At 66.1% G+C, this 18,535-nt stretch carries 19 protein-coding genes; 12 read left to right on the top strand and 7 right to left on the bottom strand.

Annotated elements, in window-relative coordinates; translation table 11 throughout:
• The 3 genes from VI234_RS00235 to npdG all read left to right on the top strand — a co-directional run bounded on the left by VI234_RS00235 (position 1) and on the right by npdG (position 2,131).
• Complete coding sequence (locus VI234_RS00235) at positions 1 to 873, top strand: TIGR01548 family HAD-type hydrolase (protein ID WP_336328934.1); 873 nt, start codon at positions 1 to 3, stop codon at positions 871 to 873.
• Between the two features lie 70 nt (positions 874 to 943).
• Positions 944 to 1,333, top strand: coding sequence for a hypothetical protein (locus VI234_RS00230; RefSeq protein ID WP_336328933.1), 390 nt, complete (start codon positions 944 to 946; stop codon positions 1,331 to 1,333).
• A gap of 129 nt (positions 1,334 to 1,462) precedes the next feature.
• Entirely contained in the window at positions 1,463 to 2,131 is a 669-nt protein-coding gene (gene npdG, locus VI234_RS00225; protein WP_336328932.1) for an NADPH-dependent F420 reductase, read from the top strand.
• A 284-nt stretch (positions 2,132 to 2,415) separates the two neighbouring features.
• On the opposite strand, the gene VI234_RS00220 is transcribed toward npdG, so the two are convergent.
• Positions 2,416 to 2,682, bottom strand: a complete 267-nt coding sequence (locus tag VI234_RS00220; RefSeq protein ID WP_008307970.1) for a thioredoxin family protein — start codon at positions 2,680 to 2,682, stop codon at positions 2,416 to 2,418.
• Positions 2,683 to 2,797: 115 nt separating this feature from the next.
• Here VI234_RS00220 and VI234_RS00215 point away from each other — a divergent pair, with 115 nt between their 5' ends.
• From VI234_RS00215 to VI234_RS00205, 3 genes are read left to right on the top strand one after another with little or no spacing between them, the layout of a single operon-like run.
• Positions 2,798 to 2,959 carry a preprotein translocase subunit Sec61beta gene (locus tag VI234_RS00215; RefSeq protein WP_004514908.1) on the top strand — a complete coding sequence of 54 codons (162 nt, stop codon included), beginning with the start codon at positions 2,798 to 2,800 and terminating at the stop codon, positions 2,957 to 2,959.
• 44 nt (positions 2,960 to 3,003) lie between these two features.
• Complete coding sequence (locus VI234_RS00210) at positions 3,004 to 3,378, top strand: DUF7532 family protein (RefSeq protein WP_008307961.1); 375 nt, start codon at positions 3,004 to 3,006, stop codon at positions 3,376 to 3,378.
• On the top strand, positions 3,375 to 4,778 hold the full coding sequence (locus VI234_RS00205; protein ID WP_336328931.1) for a DUF402 domain-containing protein: 1,404 nt from the start codon (positions 3,375 to 3,377) through the stop codon (positions 4,776 to 4,778). Before VI234_RS00210 ends, VI234_RS00205 begins: the two co-directional genes overlap by 4 nt.
• A gap of 29 nt (positions 4,779 to 4,807) precedes the next feature.
• On the opposite strand, the gene VI234_RS00200 is transcribed toward VI234_RS00205, so the two are convergent.
• Together VI234_RS00200 and VI234_RS00195 are read right to left on the bottom strand one after the other, a co-directional pair.
• Complete coding sequence (locus VI234_RS00200; protein ID WP_336328930.1) at positions 4,808 to 6,217, bottom strand: LVIVD repeat-containing protein; 1,410 nt, start codon at positions 6,215 to 6,217, stop codon at positions 4,808 to 4,810.
• Positions 6,218 to 6,269: 52 nt separating this feature from the next.
• Positions 6,270 to 6,848 carry an LURP-one-related/scramblase family protein gene (locus VI234_RS00195; RefSeq protein WP_008307958.1) on the bottom strand — a complete coding sequence of 193 codons (579 nt, stop codon included), beginning with the start codon at positions 6,846 to 6,848 and terminating at the stop codon, positions 6,270 to 6,272.
• Between the two features lie 135 nt (positions 6,849 to 6,983).
• On the opposite strand from VI234_RS00195, the gene uvrA reads away from it, so the two are divergent.
• Positions 6,984 to 9,986, top strand: coding sequence for an excinuclease ABC subunit UvrA (uvrA, locus tag VI234_RS00190; protein WP_336328929.1), 3,003 nt, complete (start codon positions 6,984 to 6,986; stop codon positions 9,984 to 9,986).
• Here uvrA and VI234_RS00185 read toward each other — a convergent pair.
• Positions 9,983 to 10,564, bottom strand: coding sequence for a DUF3368 domain-containing protein (locus VI234_RS00185; protein WP_336328928.1), 582 nt, complete (start codon positions 10,562 to 10,564; stop codon positions 9,983 to 9,985). The two genes, uvrA and VI234_RS00185, sit on opposite strands and share 4 nt — an antisense overlap.
• A complete protein-coding gene (locus VI234_RS00180; protein ID WP_008307955.1) occupies positions 10,561 to 10,857 on the bottom strand; it encodes a UPF0175 family protein in 297 nt (98 codons plus the stop codon). Before VI234_RS00180 ends, VI234_RS00185 begins: the two co-directional genes overlap by 4 nt.
• A gap of 126 nt (positions 10,858 to 10,983) precedes the next feature.
• Between VI234_RS00180 and VI234_RS00175 the strand changes: the two genes are divergently transcribed.
• The 3 genes from VI234_RS00175 to VI234_RS00165 all read left to right on the top strand — a co-directional run bounded on the left by VI234_RS00175 (position 10,984) and on the right by VI234_RS00165 (position 14,844).
• Complete coding sequence (locus tag VI234_RS00175) at positions 10,984 to 11,751, top strand: hypothetical protein (RefSeq protein ID WP_008307953.1); 768 nt, start codon at positions 10,984 to 10,986, stop codon at positions 11,749 to 11,751.
• Positions 11,752 to 11,860: 109 nt separating this feature from the next.
• Complete coding sequence (locus tag VI234_RS00170) at positions 11,861 to 13,768, top strand: S9 family peptidase (RefSeq protein ID WP_336328927.1); 1,908 nt, start codon at positions 11,861 to 11,863, stop codon at positions 13,766 to 13,768.
• Between the two features lie 101 nt (positions 13,769 to 13,869).
• The gene (locus VI234_RS00165) at positions 13,870 to 14,844 is read left to right on the top strand and encodes a WD40/YVTN/BNR-like repeat-containing protein (RefSeq protein WP_008307949.1); all 975 of its coding nucleotides are present in this window, start codon (positions 13,870 to 13,872) and stop codon (positions 14,842 to 14,844) included.
• A gap of 42 nt (positions 14,845 to 14,886) precedes the next feature.
• On the opposite strand, the gene VI234_RS00160 is transcribed toward VI234_RS00165, so the two are convergent.
• Complete coding sequence (locus VI234_RS00160; protein ID WP_336328926.1) at positions 14,887 to 15,273, bottom strand: hypothetical protein; 387 nt, start codon at positions 15,271 to 15,273, stop codon at positions 14,887 to 14,889.
• 198 nt (positions 15,274 to 15,471) lie between these two features.
• On the opposite strand from VI234_RS00160, the gene VI234_RS00155 reads away from it, so the two are divergent.
• Both VI234_RS00155 and VI234_RS00150 read left to right on the top strand, forming a co-directional pair.
• A complete protein-coding gene (locus VI234_RS00155) occupies positions 15,472 to 16,554 on the top strand; it encodes a geranylgeranyl reductase family protein (protein WP_336328925.1) in 1,083 nt (360 codons plus the stop codon).
• Between the two features lie 64 nt (positions 16,555 to 16,618).
• Entirely contained in the window at positions 16,619 to 17,623 is a 1,005-nt protein-coding gene (locus VI234_RS00150) for an AI-2E family transporter (RefSeq protein WP_008307936.1), read from the top strand.
• Positions 17,624 to 17,654: 31 nt separating this feature from the next.
• Here VI234_RS00150 and VI234_RS00145 read toward each other — a convergent pair whose 3' ends face one another.
• Positions 17,655 to 18,455 (bottom strand): sulfurtransferase, encoded by an 801-nt coding sequence (locus VI234_RS00145; protein ID WP_008307935.1) that lies wholly within the window; start codon positions 18,453 to 18,455, stop codon positions 17,655 to 17,657.
• Between the last annotated feature and the right edge of the window lie 80 nt (positions 18,456 to 18,535).

Raw genomic sequence — 18,535 nt, 5'->3', positions numbered from 1 at the left:
ATGCAAATCGACGCGGTCGTCCTCGACATCGACGGCGTGCTGGTGGACGTGGCCGACTCCTACCGCCGAGCTATCGTCGAATCCATCGACCGGGTGTACGGCGATACAATCGAGAAATCGGCGGTCCAGCAGTTCAAGGACGCCGGCGGGTTCAACAACGACTGGGAACTGACCTACGCAGCCGCGCTGTTCGTTCTCGCCGGCCGCGTGTCGGCTGTCTCCGACCTGGCGGCGTTTACCGACGCCATCGCCGAGCGCGGCGGCGGTCTCGACGCGGCCGAAGCCGTGGTTCGTGACCTGCTCGACGATTCGGCCGAAGACCGGGTCTTTGACGCCTGGGACCCCGAACAGCTCCGGGACGTGTTCCAGACGCTGTATCTCGGAACCGACCTCTACCGTGATATTGAAGGTGGGGAACCGATGTTTGACGCGCCGGGGTTCATTCATCACGAGCCGCTGCTGGTCGACGACGAGACGCTGGCGGCCCTGCAGGACCGCTTCGCCGTCGGCGTCGTCACCGGCCGCCCCGCCGCCGAGGCCGACATCGCGCTGAAGCGGGTCGGCCTTGACCTGCCGCCGGAACACCGCTTCACCATGGACGACTGGGACGAAGGCAAGCCCCACCCCGCCGCCCTGCAAACACTCGCCGAGCGCTTCGACGCCGAGCGGGTCGCCTTCGCCGGGGACACCCTCGACGACGTTGCGACCGCGGTCAACGCCGACGAAGCCGACGACGACCGCGTGTACTACGGCATCGGCGTCCTCACCGGCGGGCTGACCGGCGACGCCGGCCGCCGGACGTTCGCCAACAACGGCGCGAGCGCCGTCATCGAATCGGTCACCGACCTCCCGGAACTTCTCGACGCGGCGTAGCCCGCGTCACCGGCAGCGCCCCTCGACCGCAAACAGCAACGGTTTCACCGGCGGGACAGAGACCTCGGGTATGCGACGACTGCCGACGTTTGGCTGGGCATTCCTGGTGAGCATCTGGGCCGGGCTCGTCGGGGGCGCGGTCATCCGTGAGCCGTCGGTCGATCTGGTGCCGCTGTATGCCGTCACCTGCCAGCTAATCGGCCTCGTCGCGGCCTACTGGACGATGCGCGAACGCGACGACATCCTCGAATCCGTCCACCGGCCGGGCCGTGTCGGGATGTTCATCATCGTCCTCTTTTTCGTGATGGTCCCGCTCTCGACGATATTTGCTCTCTGGCTCGGGGCCACCTCGGTCCCCGGCGTCGCGACACAGTGGCTCAGCTATCTGGTGAGCCTCGGGAGCGCGCTGTACGTCGCCTTCGCCGGCGGGTTCGACCGGGCCTGGGAGGAGTACACCTGATACCGTCGGCTGTGCGTCTGTGAAGAATTGCGCCACACGGGGTGGCGAATATCGGACACTAGAGACAGCCAACAGTATGACCGAACCTGTCACACAACGTTTATTCAGTGATCGGCCTACGCCGTAAGTATGGACATCGCGTTGCTTGGCGGTACTGGAGATATCGGCCAAGGCCTCGCCCTCCGCTGGGCTGACGACACCAACCACACGATCATCATCGGCTCCCGGAAAGCCCAGAAGGCGGCGAACAAAGCGGAGGAGTACGAGACAGAACTGGCCAGCCGCGGCCACGACGACGTGGCGATCGCCGGCCTGGGTAACGAGGACGCCGCCGCCCGCGCCGACGTCGTTGTCGCCGCTGTCCCCGCCTACCACCTCACGGACACCATCGACGCCGTCGCCGACGAACTTGACGACACTACGCTCGTTTCCCCCGCCGTCGGGATGCAACGCGACGAGGACGGCTTCCACTACAACCGCCCCGGTGCCGGCAGCGTCACGCAACTGGCCGCCAACGCCGCCCCCGACGACACGCCTGTTGTCGGCGCGTTCCACAACCTCGCGGCCGGTCGCCTCGCCAACCTCGACGCCGACCTCGACTGGGACACCATCGTCGTCGGCGACGACACCGACGCCAAGGACACCGTCTGTGAACTCGCCGAGGGCATCGAGGGGATTCGCGCCCTCGATGGCGGTCCGCTCGCCAACGCCGCCGAAATCGAGGGGCTGACGCCGCTGCTCATCAACGTCGCCCGCCACAACGACGGCCTGCACGACCTGGGCGTCCGCTTCCAATAGTACCTTTTTACGTCACCCCCTCTCCTCGCGCGCTCACAGAGCGCGCTGTGGGGAGCGGGTTCGCAAAAATCTACGCTAAAAACGACCTTCTCGCTCCCGCTGGTCGCGAGAAGTGAAACCGCTCGCCGCTGGCGAGCGGTATGTTTTGCTGCACTCACTCGGCTACCGCAACGGCGGCGCTACTACTAGTCCTGCTTCGGCGGCAGCCCTACCCTTCCCCGACGCCAGCGACGAGACGCTGGCGCGGCCGCTATCGGGGTGACGAACCACAAAAAACGACTGAGTTACGCTGAGGCCTGCTGCAGCGCGTCGTCGATGTCGTCAGCCTGCGTGACGCCGACGAAGCGCTCAACGATGCCGTCGTCGTTCTCGATGATGAGCGTCGGGAGGGAGCGCACCTGGTACTCGTTGGCAACGTCCTGTTCCTCGTCGACGTTGATCTTCTCGAACTCGACGTCCGTCCAGTCCTCCTCGAGGTCTTCGAGGATCGGGTCCTGCGTTTTGCAAGGGCCGCACCAGTCCGCGTAGAAGTCCTTCAGTGTAACCGTCATAGTACTCTGTTCGTGTTAGCCCGCGGTATCTGATAAGGGTTATCCATGTGTACCGGAGGCACGCAATCGCGGGCGACCCGAAAGGCTTAGTGTTGGTGATACACCACCCTGAAGTATGAGTGGCAGCGACGGCGGCGGACTGATGTCCAGTGCGGGACTGGTCCGATATTTCGACGCCGAAGACCAGAACACGATCCGTATCGACCCTCGAACAATCGTCGCGACCGGCGTCATGTTCGGGCTGTTGATGCTCGTGCTGAACGCGATGATCGTGTAGGCGATTCCGCACTGTTTTCTGCTCCCCGCCACTGACTCGCGGGTATGCACTTCACGCAACGCGAACAGCAGGCGCTCCGCGACGCCGGCGTCGATCAGGAGACCATCGAAACGGCCTCCGACGCAGTGGTCGCAGCCACCGACGACGCGGCCGCAGAACTCGAAGCTTTCTTCGACGGCCGCGAGACGGTGTACTCCGATATGGACATCGCCCACAGTTCCAGCGAGATTCAGGAACACACTGTCGAATACTGCGACCTGTTCACCCACGCCGACGACATCCGGGGGTATCTGCGCTTCGGCACCTGGGGCGTCCCGGTCGAGGGCGGACGCGTTCTGAGCGACGAGAAAGTAGAGCTCTCGCTGGGGCCGACAGTCCACGGACGGGTCCGCTTTGCCGCCGCCGAGGACGCGCTATGACCGTCCGGGTCAGGGGCATCTACGCGACGGCGCTGACCCGGTTGCTGCGCGAGGCAGACCACGAGGTCGTTCAGGCGTCGGAACCGATCCAGAACCGCTTCGACGGCGAGTTCGCCGACGAGCGGGCGGCGGTCACCGTGGCGACGACGGACGACCAGCAGGGCGTCGGCGTCATGGGGGACACCGATATCGCCAAAGGTGTCATCGACCGCCTGACCGAAATTGGCCGGGACACGCTCCACTGGGACGACCCGACGCCAGAGGGCGCGGTCTACGCCGGCACCGTGACCGGGACGCTGGGGAGCGGGGCTGTCGTCGACCTCGGCGACGGCGAAGGCTTTCTCCCGTACTCGTCCTCGGACGAACGCGTCGAGACCGGCGATACGCTCCGGGTGCAGGTCGTCGGGGCGAGCGCGCCGTGGACGAACGGCCGACCCGTGCTGGACACGACCGTCGCGGTCCGCGGGTCGCTGCTCTCGCTCGTGCGCGGCGAGACCGCCAGCACACCGGGGACTGGCGGCCCGGCAATGCTTGACCTCATCGCCGCGGAGCCCCGAGACGGCTGGGGCGTCTCGTGGGAGTCGGCGAGCGAGGACGCGAGCTTCGACGCGCTGGCCGAGGCCCTCGACGCCGCCAACGACCGCGCGGCGACCGTCGACGACGCGCTTGCGGGAGCCGACGCCCCCGAGGACTGCGCCCCCGGTCGCTACGACGAGGGGCTTTCGACGGCGTGGCTGTGGTTCGGCCGCGAGAGCCGGTTCGCGCTCGACGAGGCCCGCCGCGAGGTGACGGCGACGATGCCGGGCCACCACCGCGTGAAGGCCGGGGACCGCGCCGCCAGCGCCGCCGTCGACTACGTCGAGGCGCTGTGTGACGACATCGCGGCCGACGGCGAGACCGACTTCCCCTTCGCCGTGACAGCCCGGCAGTTCGGCCCGCAGGTCGGCGGGTCGCTGTCGCTGGGTCACGGCAAGCCCGACGGTCGGCTCATCACGCTGGGCAACGGCGAGGTCCAGTCGGTCGACGACGACGGAACGGTGACCATCGAGCGGGAGATGAGTCCCGGCGGCACCTACGACGCCCTCGGCGTCCCGAAGGAGGCCGGCGACATCGCCGAGACAAAGGTCAAGGAGGGGCGCTGGTGGTATCCGACGGTGTACCGCGACAGCGACGGCGAGAAGAAGGGCACCTACGTCAACGTCTGCACGCCCGTCGAGGTATTCCCCGACACCGCCCGGTACGTGGACCTCCACGTCGACGTGGTGAAACACGCCGACGGCACCGTCGAGCGGGTCGACGACGACGAACTCGACGCGGCCGTCGAGCGGGGACACATCTCCGAACCGCTGGCCGAGCGCGCCCGGAGCGTCGCCGCCGCTGTGAAGAGCGCGCTAGAGTGACGGAGCGAGGCCAGTCACGCGACGCGGCGTCAGTCGTGCCGGCGTCGGGCGCGCCAGGCTGCCAGCCCGACTGCAGCCAGCGCCGAGCCGACGCCGAAGCCGGGGCCGCCGACACCGAGGGAGGTGCCGTCAGTGCCACCGGCCCCGGCGTCCGTAGCCGACGCGTCGGCCGTCGGCGTCCGTATCCGCGGGTCCGGGAACGTGTACAGCGCGGGCTGGACCTCCGTCCCCTGACTCGCGTTCGTGCTCCCGGCGACGAAACAGCCGGCGGCCCGCTGGGCGGTCCAGAAGGAAGTCGCGTCGGTGTTTCGCCACTCGAAAACCTGTTCGGGGGCGGTCGGGTCCGTCAGGTCGTGAACGCGGACGCCGCCGTTGTACCACGCGGAGTAACAGCGGTTGTCGGTCAGTTCGAAGTTGTGTGCCGTCGTGAGGATGCCCCCCGGCGTGGGGTCCGAGGTCGGCGGTGGGTCGAGCGTCGACAGCAGCTCGGCGTCGTCCGGGTCGCTGATGTCGTACAGGTCGATGCCGCTCGGGCCGCCGCTGCCGTCGTCACTGAGGTCCCACGACTCGCCGCCGACGCCCAGCAGCGACGCGTCCTCGTCGACCGTCACGAAGTGGTCGTTGCCCGGTGGCTCGCTTCGCTCGGTCCCGGGGTCCTCGATGGCGGCGAGGTCCTCGGGAGTCCGGCCACGGACGTTCGCTACCAACGAGATATCACTCGGGTCTGATACGTCGACAATCCACGTCCCGCCGTCCCAGTACGCCAGATACGCCCGGTCGTGCTGCACCCACACGTCGTGCAGCGGCCAGAGGCTGGTCGGCACGTCGGCCCAGGCGTCGCCGGCGTCTAACAGCGACCACTCGCCGACTTCCTGCTCAGTTTCAGTGTCGACGACGAGCAAGGGGTTACCGTCGCGGTCGTTCGCGGTCAGATAGGCGTAACGGCCGTCGAAGTGGCAGTTGTGGATACGCGTGTCCAGTTCGAGGCCCGCGATTCGTGTCGGGTCCCGCCTGTCGCTCACGTCGAAGACGACGAAGCCGTGGGCACCATCGGCGGGGTGGGCCGGCCCAGCGGCCAGCAACCGCGAGCCGCTGACAGCGAGGTCCTGCACGCGCTGTATCGGTCCGTTGTCACTGTCGGCCAGCAGGTCCGTCCGTCGGCTGAGCGGTCGCGGACTGGTCGGCGTGACGAGGTCGACGAGCGCGACGCCGTCGCCCGTCGCGACGTAGGCCGTGTGTCCGTCGGGGCTGGTAACGACCTCGTACACCGTCTCCATCTCCAGCACGCCCAGCGGGTCCTCGCCGACCGGGGTGTCGGAGGCCGCTGGCTCGGCCGTCCCGTCACCGGTCGGCGACGGATGGCCACGGGTCGTCCCCGTAGCCAGACCGACACCTGTTCCTGCGAGGGCGAGTCGTCGGAGGACCGTCCGGCGGCGCATAGCCGTCCCTGCGGGAGCCAGGGCAAGAAGGATTCCGGTGCCCGCAGATCGATTAGTTCCCCTGGATAGCGTCGATGACCATCGCCGCGGCGATGATTGGCTCCTTGGGAACCGTGCTGGCGTCGTCGATAGTTATCTCGTAGCGGTCTTTCAGCGAGAACTGTCCGTCGATGTTGCCGACGTGGTTGCCGTCCTGGTCGGTGATCTCGTACTTGTGGGGAATCCAGCCGCCGAACGGGACGACGTTGCGGGCGATGGTCACGAGCGCGCCTTGAGAGTTGATTTCGGCGATCTTCGCCTCGGTACTGGCGTCCCGAATCTTCCACGTATCTTGGAAGATGGAATAGTCGTTGTCGAGGATGACGATGTCCTCGCCGGTCTTGGAGTCGGTCAGCACGTAGTTACCGGCCACGTCAATGATGCCGCCGGCCTTGACCTGGAACACCTCGTTGTCGTTTGCGTCGACGAACGGGAACTCCTCTTTCATCTTCATCATCTTCTGTTTCCCGCGGAGGACGACGTTCCCGGCGGCGTCCATGGCTTTGTACTTGCTGCGTATCAGGCTCTGTTCGACTGTGTAGCTGTCGTCGGAGAGGTCGATTCCGGTGATATCGTAGTCGCTCGTTCCCATACCAATCTCATATTCGATATTCGTGGTAAATCTTTCGCCACACTGTTCAAAATAAAAATAGGCCCACGCAAGGAGTCCGCCGCCGAGACCCGAACCGACAGGGTTTCCCGCCTACCGACCAAGTAAAATCCAAGAATGAGCAAGGATATAATCGAGGTCCGAGGGGCCGAGGAACACAACCTCAAGGACGTCGACGTGGAGATTCCCCGCGAGGAACTGACAGTCGTCACCGGGCTGTCGGGGTCGGGCAAATCCTCGCTCGCATTCGAGACGGTGTACGCCGAGGGCCAGCGGCGCTACATCGAATCGCTCTCCTCCTACGCACGGAACTTCCTGGGGCAGATGGACAAGCCACAGGTCGAGAACGTCGAGGGCCTGTCACCGGCCATCTCTATCGACCAGAAGAACGCGGCCAACAACCCCCGCTCGACGGTCGGGACCGTCACTGAACTGCACGACTACCTCCGTTTGCTCTACGCGCGCGTCGGCACGCCCCACTGTCCGGAGTGTGGCCGCGAGGTCGGTGAGCAGTCCGCACAGAACATGGTCTCCCGGATTCTGGAACTCCCCGAGGGGACCCGCGCCAAGCTGTGTGCGCCGGTCGTCCGCGACCAGAAGGGAGCCTTCGAAGACCTGTTCGACGACCTCGTGAGCGAGGGGTACAGCCGCGTCGAGGTCGACGGCGAGGAGTTCGACCTCACGATGGACCGACCTGAACTGGACGAGAACTACGACCACACGGTCGACGTGGTCGTGGACCGCGTGAAGATCTCGCCGGACGCCCGCTCGCGCATCACGGACTCCGTCGAGACCGCGCTCGAAGAGGCCGACGGGACACTGAAAGTCATCCTGCCGGATCCAGCGGAGGGCGCTGCGGAGACCCTCGGCGGGTCGGACGCCCGGGCAACGGGAGACCTCGCGAGCGAGGCGCGAAGCGCCTCGGGCGACGCGAGCGGGCAGAGCCCGCGAGCGAACGACCGCGTCGTCGTCGAACTCTCCGAGGATCTGGCCTGTACCCACTGTGGCATCGATATCTCCGAAATAGAGACGCGGTCGTTCTCGTTCAACTCACCCCACGGAGCCTGCCCGGAGTGTGAGGGGTTGGGCGAGACGAAAGAGGTCAGCGAGGACCTCGTCATCACCGACCCGACGAAGCCGCTCAAGCACGTCTTCGAGCCCTGGAGCTACGACCGGACGTACTACTCGCGGCAACTGGACAACGTCGCCGAGCACTTCGGCGTGGACCTCTCGACACCGTTCGAGGAGCTAGACGAGTCCATCCGGCGGCAGTTCCTCTACGGGACCGACAGCCAGGTCCACTTCGAGTGGCGAACGAAGAACGGCACCCGAGAGAAGACCGAGCGCTTCGAGGGCGTCATCCCCAATCTGGAGCGGCGCCACGTCGAGACGGATTCGGACCGCGCCCGCGAGCACATCGAGGAGTTCATGGCGACGACGACGTGCCCGGCCTGTGAGGGCACGCGACTCAAAGCGGAGTCACGGGCAGTGCTCGTCGACGGCACCTCCATCACGGAGGTCAACGAGATGTCCATCAGCGACGCGCTGGCGCACTTCGAGGGCATGGAAGAGACCCTCTCGGCCCGCGACCGAAAGATCGCCGAGGAGATCCTCAAGGAAATCCGGGCCCGCCTTGGCTTCATGACCGAGGTCGGCCTAGACTACCTGACGCTGGACCGCGAGGCCTCGACGCTGTCCGGCGGCGAGAGCCAGCGGATTCGCCTCGCAACGCAGATCGGCAGCGGCCTCGTCGGCGTCCTCTACGTCCTCGACGAGCCGTCGATTGGCCTGCACCAGCGGGACAACGACCGCCTGCTGAACACCCTCGAAGAGCTCCGGGACCTCGGCAACACCCTGCTCGTGGTCGAGCACGACACCGAGACGATGCGGCGGGCCGACCAGATAATCGACATGGGCCCCGGCCCGGGCAAGCGCGGCGGCGAAGTCGTCGTCAACGGCCCGATGGACGAGGTCATCGACACCGAGGCGTCGGTGACCGGGGAGTACCTCTCGGGCGAGCGGACGATTCCGGTCCCCGACAGCCGCCGCGAGGCCGACGGCGAACTCACGGTCCGGGGCGCTCGCCAGCACAATCTCGCGGACCTCGACGTGTCCATCCCGCTGGGGACCTTCACCGCCATCACAGGCGTCTCCGGCTCCGGGAAGTCGACGCTGATGCACGACGTGCTGTACAAGGGCGTTGTCCGTCGGATGAACGATACTGACGTGAACCCGGGCGAACACGACGCCATCGACGGCCTCGACGACATCGAGACGGTGCGGCTCATCGACCAGTCGCCCATCGGCCGCACCCCTCGCTCGAACCCGGCGACGTACACCAACGTCTTCGACCACATCCGGGAGCTGTTCGCCGAGACCAGCCTGTCGAAACAGCGCGGCTACGAGGTCGGCCGGTTCTCGTTCAACGTCAAGGGCGGCCGCTGTGAGGGCTGTGGCGGCCAGGGGACGGTCACCATCGACATGAACTTCCTCTCGGACGTGACGGTGCCCTGCGAGGAGTGTGGCGGCGCGCGCTACAACGACGAGACGCTGGACGTGACCTACAAGGGCGCGACCATCGCCGACGTGCTGGAGATGACCGTCGAGGAGGCCTACGACTTCTTCGAGAGCCATTCGGGGATTCGCCGCCGGCTGGAACTCCTGAAGGACGTGGGCCTGGATTACATGCGCCTCGGTCAGCCCTCGACGACCCTCTCCGGCGGCGAGGCCCAGCGCGTCAAGCTCGCCGAGGAACTCGGCAAGAAGGACTCCGGCGAGACGCTGTACCTGCTTGACGAGCCCACCACCGGGCTCCACCCCGAGGACGAGCGCAAGCTCATCGACGTGCTCCACCGGCTCACTGACGACGGCAACACGGTGGTTGTCATCGAGCACGAACTCGACCTCGTGAAGAACGCCGACCACATCATCGACCTCGGGCCGGAGGGCGGCGAGAACGGCGGCGAACTCGTCGCCGAGGGCACCCCGGAGGACGTGGCCCGGACCGAGGCGTCCTACACCGGGCAGTACCTCCGTGACCTCCTGCCGAACGTCGAGCTTGAGGGGCCGCGAGCAGACCGCGAGCTATCGGCCGAACAGCCGGCTGCGGACGACGACTAATCGGACGCGTCGTCGATCAATCGCTCCGCTCGCCTCACGAGACTCGCACTGAGGCGGGCTCCGACTTCATCCATCGCATAGAGCGTCTCCTTTGCGGCGTCTGGATCGATATCCCCGGTTTCCACGGCACGGACGAGTACACCGATTGTCCCCGAAACCGGTAGCGATATTGACTTACAAGCCTTCCGGAGCGGTTTGTCATCGGTGATGACGACACACTCGTCCGCAAGTCGAGCGCCGGTGAGCAGTGCAACATCGCCGTCGACGATCATTGGAACTTTTCTTTCGGTATCGATTACTGACCCAGGATCGTTCCCGAGTCGAGCCGCTGAATCGGAAACGAGTTCATCTTGATCTTCCTCTCCGGCCCAGGCGAGAATATTAGTTTGAACGATACTCCCTTCATCTATGCAGGTGTCGAGTGCTGATTTAGCAGGCTCTTTCGAGATCTCGAATTTTACCGCCCGAGGGACGACCAATCCTCCACGCACGGAATCGAGTAAATCAATCGACCCGGTTTCAGCTAATGTAATAATAACGCTCGCATCAAGAAGTACGACCCGCCCGTTCCAGATCATCGAAGTGCGTCTACGTCGTCGGCCAGATCGACCTCGTCGTAGTTCGACAGAACTCCGCGGTCGTTCGCTTCAGCCATCATCTCCGCGATGGTGAGCCCTGCCAACTCCGCCGCACCGCGCATCCCGACCGCTCCGTCCTGATAGCGCTGGAGGGCGACCCGAATGAGTTCCTCGCGAGCGCCTTGCCGGATCGCCTGTCGGATCGCGTCGCTCCGACTCTCTCCTTTCGCCTCAGCGAGACGCGCCACCAGATCGAGTTCCGTATCGCTCATTCGAGTAGTGACGTTCTCCATGCGAAATGCAACGTATTGCATCGTATTAAGCGTGCGGTCATACCTGAGAGTGATGCCGTGTTCCGGGATAAATCTCCGCACCTGCCACCACGTTTTAGTCGACGGCGAAACCTGATATAGCCAGCTATGGCGCAGTCGACAGCGGACCGCATCGAGCGGAAACGGGGTATCGGTGGGCTGGCGAAGCAGGCGAACCCGGCCTTTGCCGTGGGCGCAGTCGCAGTCCCGCTCATTGCGTTTGCGGGGGCCGTCGCCAGCGGCAACATCCGGGCGCTAACCTACGTACATGTGATGGCTGGGGTGCTGTGGACCGGCATCGACCTGTTCATGGGGCTCGTGTTGGGGCCAGTGCTTGGCGGCCAGGAATCTGAGGCACGGGCCGACTTCTTCGCCTCGTTCACGCCCAAGATGACGTTCCTGATGCCGACACTGGCGACGGTGACCATCGCCGGCGGCATCCTGCTGGCGCTCAGGCTCGGGAAGTTCCCCAACGCCGACCCGTGGCTGGCGCTGCTGACCGCCGCGACGCTGATTCCGGTCGTCCTCCTCATCGGCTCCCAGTTCGATGCGCTGACCGACCCGAAGACGCTGGGCGTCCTCGGCGTCGCCGTCGTTGGTTCCGGCGCGTATCTGGCGGCCACGCTGCCGGCCTTCGCGATGACCTCGTGGTGGATCGTCGCGACGCTCGCTATCGTGACCCTGCTGTCCGTGCAGGGCTTCGGCGTCATCCTCCCCGGCGAAATCCGCATCTACCGGCAGGTCGTCTCCGAGAACCCGGACGTTGAGCTCGTCTCCGAGATAGGGATGCGAAACGCCAAGCTGGGCGGCCTGCAGGGGCTGTTGCAACTGGCAATCGTGTTCGTGATGGTCGGCCTGCGCTGGTGGACGCCGTAGTCTGTCTGTGGGTACCGCCCATCGGAGGCGACAGGAACAGTAATCCAGACCACATGCGCTCTCGTGTCGGCAGAACAACTACAATCTAGCCGGAGTTAGCACACGTCGTATGTCCGACCCTGAAAGCGGTGAAACGGACCCCGAAACGGTACTGGAGGAACTCGCCGGACTCCCGACGCTGGCCCATCCGACGGCGTCCCCCGACGGCGACGAAGTGGCCTTCTACTACGACGTGAGCGGGCGCAACGAACTCCACATCCTCGATGTCGAGAGCGGGACCTGCGAGCAGTGGAGCGACGGCGAGGTGCCACGGAACGCCCGCTGGCACGTCGAGTGGGGAGCCGATGGCGAGCGCGTGTTCTTCCACCTCGACGACGACGGCAACGAACAGAACGACGTGTACGCCATCGACCGCGACGGGTCGGTCGAGGCAGTCGTCGAGATGGACGGGCAGGTGGTGATACAGGACGTGGGCGAGGACGGCGAGACGCTGCTTCTGGGGTCGACACGCGACGGCCAGATGAACCTCTACGGCCACGACCTGGCGAGCGGCGAGACGGCGAAGCTGACCGATTACGACCGCGCGGTTCACACGGGCATCCTCTCACCCGACGGCTCGCAGCTGGCGTACACGACCAACGAGACCGACGACTTCGACAACATGGACGTGTACGTGAGCGACGCTGACGGGGCAAACCCGAAGCCCCTCGAAATCGGTGTCACCGGCGCGGAGGCCGCCCCGGCCGACTGGCGACCCGACGGCGACCGCCTGCTGGTCGTGGACAACAGCGACGACCTGTCCCGGAGCGGCGTCTACGACCTGGAGACGGACGAGGTAACGTGGTTCGGTGGTGAGTACGAGGAGGAGCCACAGGCGTTCCTGCCCGACGGTGAGCGGTTCTTGGCCGTTCGGACCCGTGAGGCCACGAAGGTGCCCGTCGTGTACGGCATCGAATCCGGCGAGGAGCGCGAACTCGACCTGCCCGAGGGCGTCGCCTCCTTCGGCATGATGGGCGGCGACCCGGTGCTTTCCGGGGACCGCTTGCTGACGCTCCACACAACGCCGACGAACCGGCCCGAACTGCTCGCCTACGACCTCACCGCCGACGAAACGACGACTCTCGTCGAGGCGGAGTACGGACCGTTCTCGCCCGAGGCCTTCGCCGACGCCGAGTACTTCGCCATCGAGTCCGACGGCGTCCCAGAGACGTGGCAGGCCGCAGTCGAGTACGACCCTTACAACACGCTGGAGATCGGCTGTCTCCTCTACGATTCTGGCGAGCGGCCGTCGCCGCTCATCGTGAATCCCCACGGCGGCCCGCGCGGGATGGACAGCAAGTCCTTCGACCTCTACACGCAGTTCCTCGTCCACCGGGGCTTCTCGGTGTTGCAGGTGAACTACCGGGGCTCGACCGGCCACGGCCGCGAGTTCATCCGCGAACTGTACGACGACTGGGGCGGGGCCGAGCAGGGCGACGTGGCCTCGGCCGCCGAGCACGTCCTCGCGACGCGTGAGTGGGTAGACGAGGACCGCGTCGTCGTCTTCGGCGGCTCCTACGGCGGCTACTCGGCGTACTGGCAAATGGTCCAGTACCCTGACCTGTACGACGCCGGCGTCGCCTGGATCGGCCTCACGGACCTCGAAGACCAGTACGAGAACACGATGCCACACTACCGGACTGAGCTCATGGAGAAGAACATGGGCACCCCGGCGGAGAACCCGGCCCTGTACGAGGAGCGGTCGCCCGTCACCCACGCCGATAACCTCGACGCCCCGCTGTTCATCGTCCACGGCGTCAACGACCGCCGGGTCCCCGTCTCGCAGGCCCGCCTGTTCCGCGACGCGCTCGAAGCCGCCGGCTACACCGAGGGACCGGACGGCGATTTCGAGTATCGGGAACTCGGCGAGGAGGGCCACGCCTCTTCCGACATCGAGCAGAAAACGCGGCTGTTCCGCCTGCTCGATGGCTTCCTCGACCGCCGGATCGGGACCGAAACGGTCGCCGCCGACGACTAAGCTCGGCGGCTGCTTCGCCGCGCTGTACGTCTTCGCGTTGACGCGGTCGGTCAGTCGCTGACACCGCCAGTGTTCTTGGCTCGGGCGTCGTACAGTCGGCCATGCACACCGCCTACGCTGCGCTCGGTGATCGCGTCCTCGTCGGCGACGGCCACAGCGGCTGGGACGACGGCCTCCTCGGCCACAATATCGAGTGTGTCGCTGCAGGAGCGGCCGAATTGGGGCGTGCCTTCGTGGGAACCGCCGCTGCTGGCCTCCAGCGGACGACCGATGGCGGAGCGACGTGGGAGTCGGCCCTTGACGCCGGGGACCGCGTGACGAGCGTCACAGTCAGCCCACACGACGCCGACGTGGTGTGGGCCGGGACGGAGCCGAGCGCGGTCTATCAGTCGACCGACGGTGGAGAGACGTGGACTGAGAACTCCGGGCTGACGGAACTGGACTCGGCTTCGCGGTGGTCGTTCCCGCCGCGGCCCGACACCCATCACGTCCGGTGGATCGCCCTCGCGCCGGACGACCCGGAGCAGGTGTACGCCGCCATCGAGGCCGGCGCGTTCGTCCGCAGTCCCGACGGCGGCGAGAGGTGGGTCGACCACCCCGACGGCGCGCGGCGGGACAACCACACGCTGGCGACCCACCCCGACGCCCCGGACCGGGTGTACACCGCCGCCGGTGACGGCTACGCGCTGTCGACCGACCGCGGCGAGACATGGACCCACCCGCAGGAAGGATTAGAACATCGGTACGTGTGGGGGCTAGCCGTCCATCCTGACGATCCGGACTGCATCGTCGTCTCGGCGGCCAGCGGCCCTCGGTCGGCCCACAGCACCAGCGGCGAGAGCTACGTGTATCGATGGGGTGGTGACCGGTGGAGACAGTCGATGGACGGTCTACCGGGGCCGGCGGGACTGGCCCGGCCGATTCTCACCGCCGACCCGGACGACGGCTTCCTCGCGTTGACGAACTACGGCCTGTTCCAGTCGCAGCGCGGGGAGACGTGGACTCGGGAGGGTCCCGACGGCGTGGGCTGGCCAGCCGAGTACGACCAGGTCCCGAGCGGACTGGCCGTCGTGTGAGGGGCGGCCGAGCAAGTGGCCGGCATCAGAGTCCGTCCGCAGCTACGCCAGTCGGAGCAAAACGGCACCGAGACCACTCGTCACGGCCGTCGCAACGGTCGCGAGCAGGAGAATCTTCGCCGCCTTTCGCCGGTCGGCGCGAACAGCCTCGCTCGCGTCAACGCGCCCGCTGGAGCCGCCCGACCCGGAGAGGTCGTAGCGGGCGAGTGCCCCGAAGGCGACGCAGAACCGGAAGTAATCCTGCAGCGCGCCGACGTACCCGCCGAAAACAAAGGGAACAGCCGCCCACAGCGACAGGTCGGGTATCGCGCCGAGGGTGGTGGCGAGGGCGATACCGATGGCGACTGCAAACGAAGCAATGGCCGACAGTCGGCGGGCACGGCGCTGGTTCGCCCCGATGTTGCAGACGCCGGGCTGGTACTCTGCCATGGGCGGTGACAGGGGCTACACCGACAAATACGCCCTGCTTCGGCTGGTGACGCGACGACCGTTTCGGCGGTTAGCCGAGAAACAGGCTCATTCGCGAGTCCCTGAGACGGATAGCTGACCCGGCGGTCGTCCGGAAAACGGGTACAACAGCCGTCTGAATCGAGAAGGTATTTGGTTCGTGACACCGAGAGAACGTGTATGCACGATGTTGTGGTGGTCGGTGCGGGTCCGGCTGGGTCCCGGTACGCGCGCCAGGCGGCGAGTCGGGGGCTCGACGTGGTGGTGTTCGAACAGGGGGAGATCGGCAAGCCGCTGGCCTGCTCGGGCCATGTGAGTACAGATATCTGGGATTTCACCGAGGACGCCCGCGACGAACTGTTCCAGAACGAGATCTCCGGCGCGCGGTTCCACACCGGCGGCCCCGGGAGCCAAGACCACCCATTCTACAAGGACGAGGTCATCTCGAACGTCATCGACCGCGTCGGCCTGGACAAGCACCTCGCGGGGTTGGCCCGCGACGCAGGCGCGGACGTGCGTGAGGGGCATTCGGTCGTCGGGGTCACCGAAGACAGGGACGGCGTCACCGTGGAGGTCCGGGGCGACGACGGCGTCGAGACGCACCGAGCGAAAATGGTTGCCGGCTGTGACGGCCCGAAGAGCCGCGTCCGGCGGGAACTGGACCTGCCGGAGCCCGACGAACTGCTCCACGGCGTGCTCGGGTTCAGCGACGAGGTGGACCACGGCGACTTCGTCGACGTGCACCTCACTGTGCCTCGCTTTTTCGCCTGGCGCATCCCGCGGGGCGAGGCCGGCGTCGAGTACGGGCTGGCCGTGCCGCCAGGGGATGACGCCCGCGGCCGCTTCGAAGAGTTCGTCGACGGCTACGGCGTCGAGACCGACCGCCGGTGCTCGGGGCTCATTCCCATCGGCCCGCCGAAGCGGGTCACCGGTCGGCGGTCGTTCCTCGTCGGCGACGCCGCGGCACAGACCAAGCCCTTCACCGGCGGCGGCATCCGCTACGGCATGACCGCGGCCGACCACGCGGCCCGGGAAATCGACCCCGGGGACCCGGCGACGCTGGGCGAGTACGAGCGAGCGTGGCGCGACGATCTCCGGCAGGAGATCCGTCTGGGCCATGCGGTTCGGGCCGGCTACTCCGCGCCGGAGCCGATACAGAAAGCCGGGATGAAGGCCTTCGAGGGCGAGATCGGCGTCCACATGGACCGACCGACGACGCTGTTCTCCCGCGAGCAGTTGGCGGCGCTGTTCTCCCGGTCCTGACGGACCTGTTACTCGACTGGTGTGTGCAGATAACGTTTTTACCGACCAATATAAAAGGACGGGCGTGGTAACACGCCGACGAACCTACGTCCTCGCGGGCCTGCTCGTTCTCACCGGCTGTCTGACGACAGTCCTGCTCGCGCGAGTGCTATCGACGATATTCTTCGCAATCACAGTCGCATACGTCCTGTTCCCCGTCTCGAAGTGGCTCGGGCGCCACGGGCTCAACAAGCGAGTGTCGGCGGCCGTGACGACTGGTATCGCCTTCGTCAGCGGCACACTCATCGTCGTCCCGCTCGGGGCCGTGCTGTATCTCCGCCGTCGTGACCTGTTTTCGTTCTTCCAGCAACTCCCTCCGATGGTGACCATCGATGTCGGCGGGTTTAGCTACCCGGTCGAGATCGCGCCGACGTTGCTATCAGCGCGACGGATACTCACGGATTTCGCAGTCGACCTCGCGGCAGAATCGCCCGTCCTGGCGCTGAAAGCCGTCCTGTTTACGATTCTCGTCTACGCGATGCTGTGGCGGCCACAGGCACCGAAAAAGGCCGCCTATCGGACGGTGCCGGCGTCGTATCACGAGGTCGTCAACCGACTCCATCAGCGACTCCGGGGGACGCTGTACGCGATTTACGTTCTCCAGGCGGCGACGGCGTTCGGGACCTTCGTCGTGGCGTGGGTCGTGTTTTGGCTGCTGGGCTATCAGGGCGCGTTCGCGCTGGCGGTGGTCGCCGGCATCCTGCAGTTCGTCCCCGTCATCGGCCCCAGCGTCGTCGTCCTTACCATCGCTGTCGCGGACCTCATCAACGGAAACATCACCGGCGCGATACTGGTGACCGTGTTCGGCCTCGTCTTCGTCGGCTTCCTCCCCGACGCAGTCATCAGGCCGAAACTCGCCCGCTACACGACCGGCCTCCCGGCCAGTCTCTACTTCGTCGGGTTCACCGGCGGCGTGCTGACGCTGGGCGTCATCGGCTTTATCGCCGGGCCAGTCGTCATCGCGCTGTTGGTCGAACTGTCGTCGCTGTTGACGAACGAGCAGCAAGGAGACCAGCAGCAACTGACGTAGTGTGGACTGTGTAAGCGGTCGCGACGCCGACTCAGTTTGTCTCCAGCGGCCGCCCCTGTGCCTCCCATTCGGTCAGGCTCCCTTCGTAGAAATCCACCTGCTCGAAGCCGAGATGCCGCAAGACGACGTAGGTGTGGCTGATGCGACGGGCGGTGTTACAGTAGAGGACGACGCGTTTCTCGGGGACGATGCCCGCACGTTCGAGAACTGATCGTGCCTCGTCTTTCGGAAGCAGTCCCCGCGTCTCGTCGTCGACGAGGTCCCGCCAGTCCAGCAGGACCGCACCGGGGATGTGGCCCTCGTCGTACTCCCCGTCCTCGCGTGTGTCGACCAGCACCGCGTCAGGGTCGTCCGCGGCGTCAGCGACCGCGTCCGGGCCGACCAGCGGCGTCGAGTCGGGACGCGTCACCTCGTAGTCGGTCGGCTCGACGGCCGGCGACTCGCTCGACGTTTCCCGTTCCAGTTGCCAACTGGAGAAGTCGCCGTCGAGGAGATGGAGCCGGTCGGGGTCGTGGCCGAATAGTTCGGCCGTGACGAGGAACCGCGCGGCGAAGACGCCGTGGTGGTCGTCGTACGCGACGATGTCGCTCTCCGGGGAGACGCCGGCCTCCGAGAGCAACTCTGCCCAGTCGCCTTTGTCGGGGAGCATCCCTTCGCCAGCGTCGGCGTCGGACTCCGCGCCGTGTTCGTCTGCCCGGAACGAATCGAAGGGCACGCTCACCGCATTCGGGAGGTGGCCGAGGCCGTCGTACTCCCAGGCGTCGCGCACGTCGACGATTCGGATACCCTCGTCCTGGCTCGCCACCCACTCCGCAGAGACGAAATCAGTCATTGTCGTGGCGTTACCGCTCTGTCCGCTTGAAAACTCCCATCGCAGTCGGTCGAAGGTGGTTGCAAATATTGCCCATTCTC

The organism is Haloarcula sp. CGMCC 1.2071, from assembly GCF_037078445.1.
Taxonomy (GTDB): domain Archaea; phylum Halobacteriota; class Halobacteria; order Halobacteriales; family Haloarculaceae; genus Haloarcula; species Haloarcula amylolytica.
This window is presented reverse-complemented; position numbering and strand designations above follow the sequence as displayed.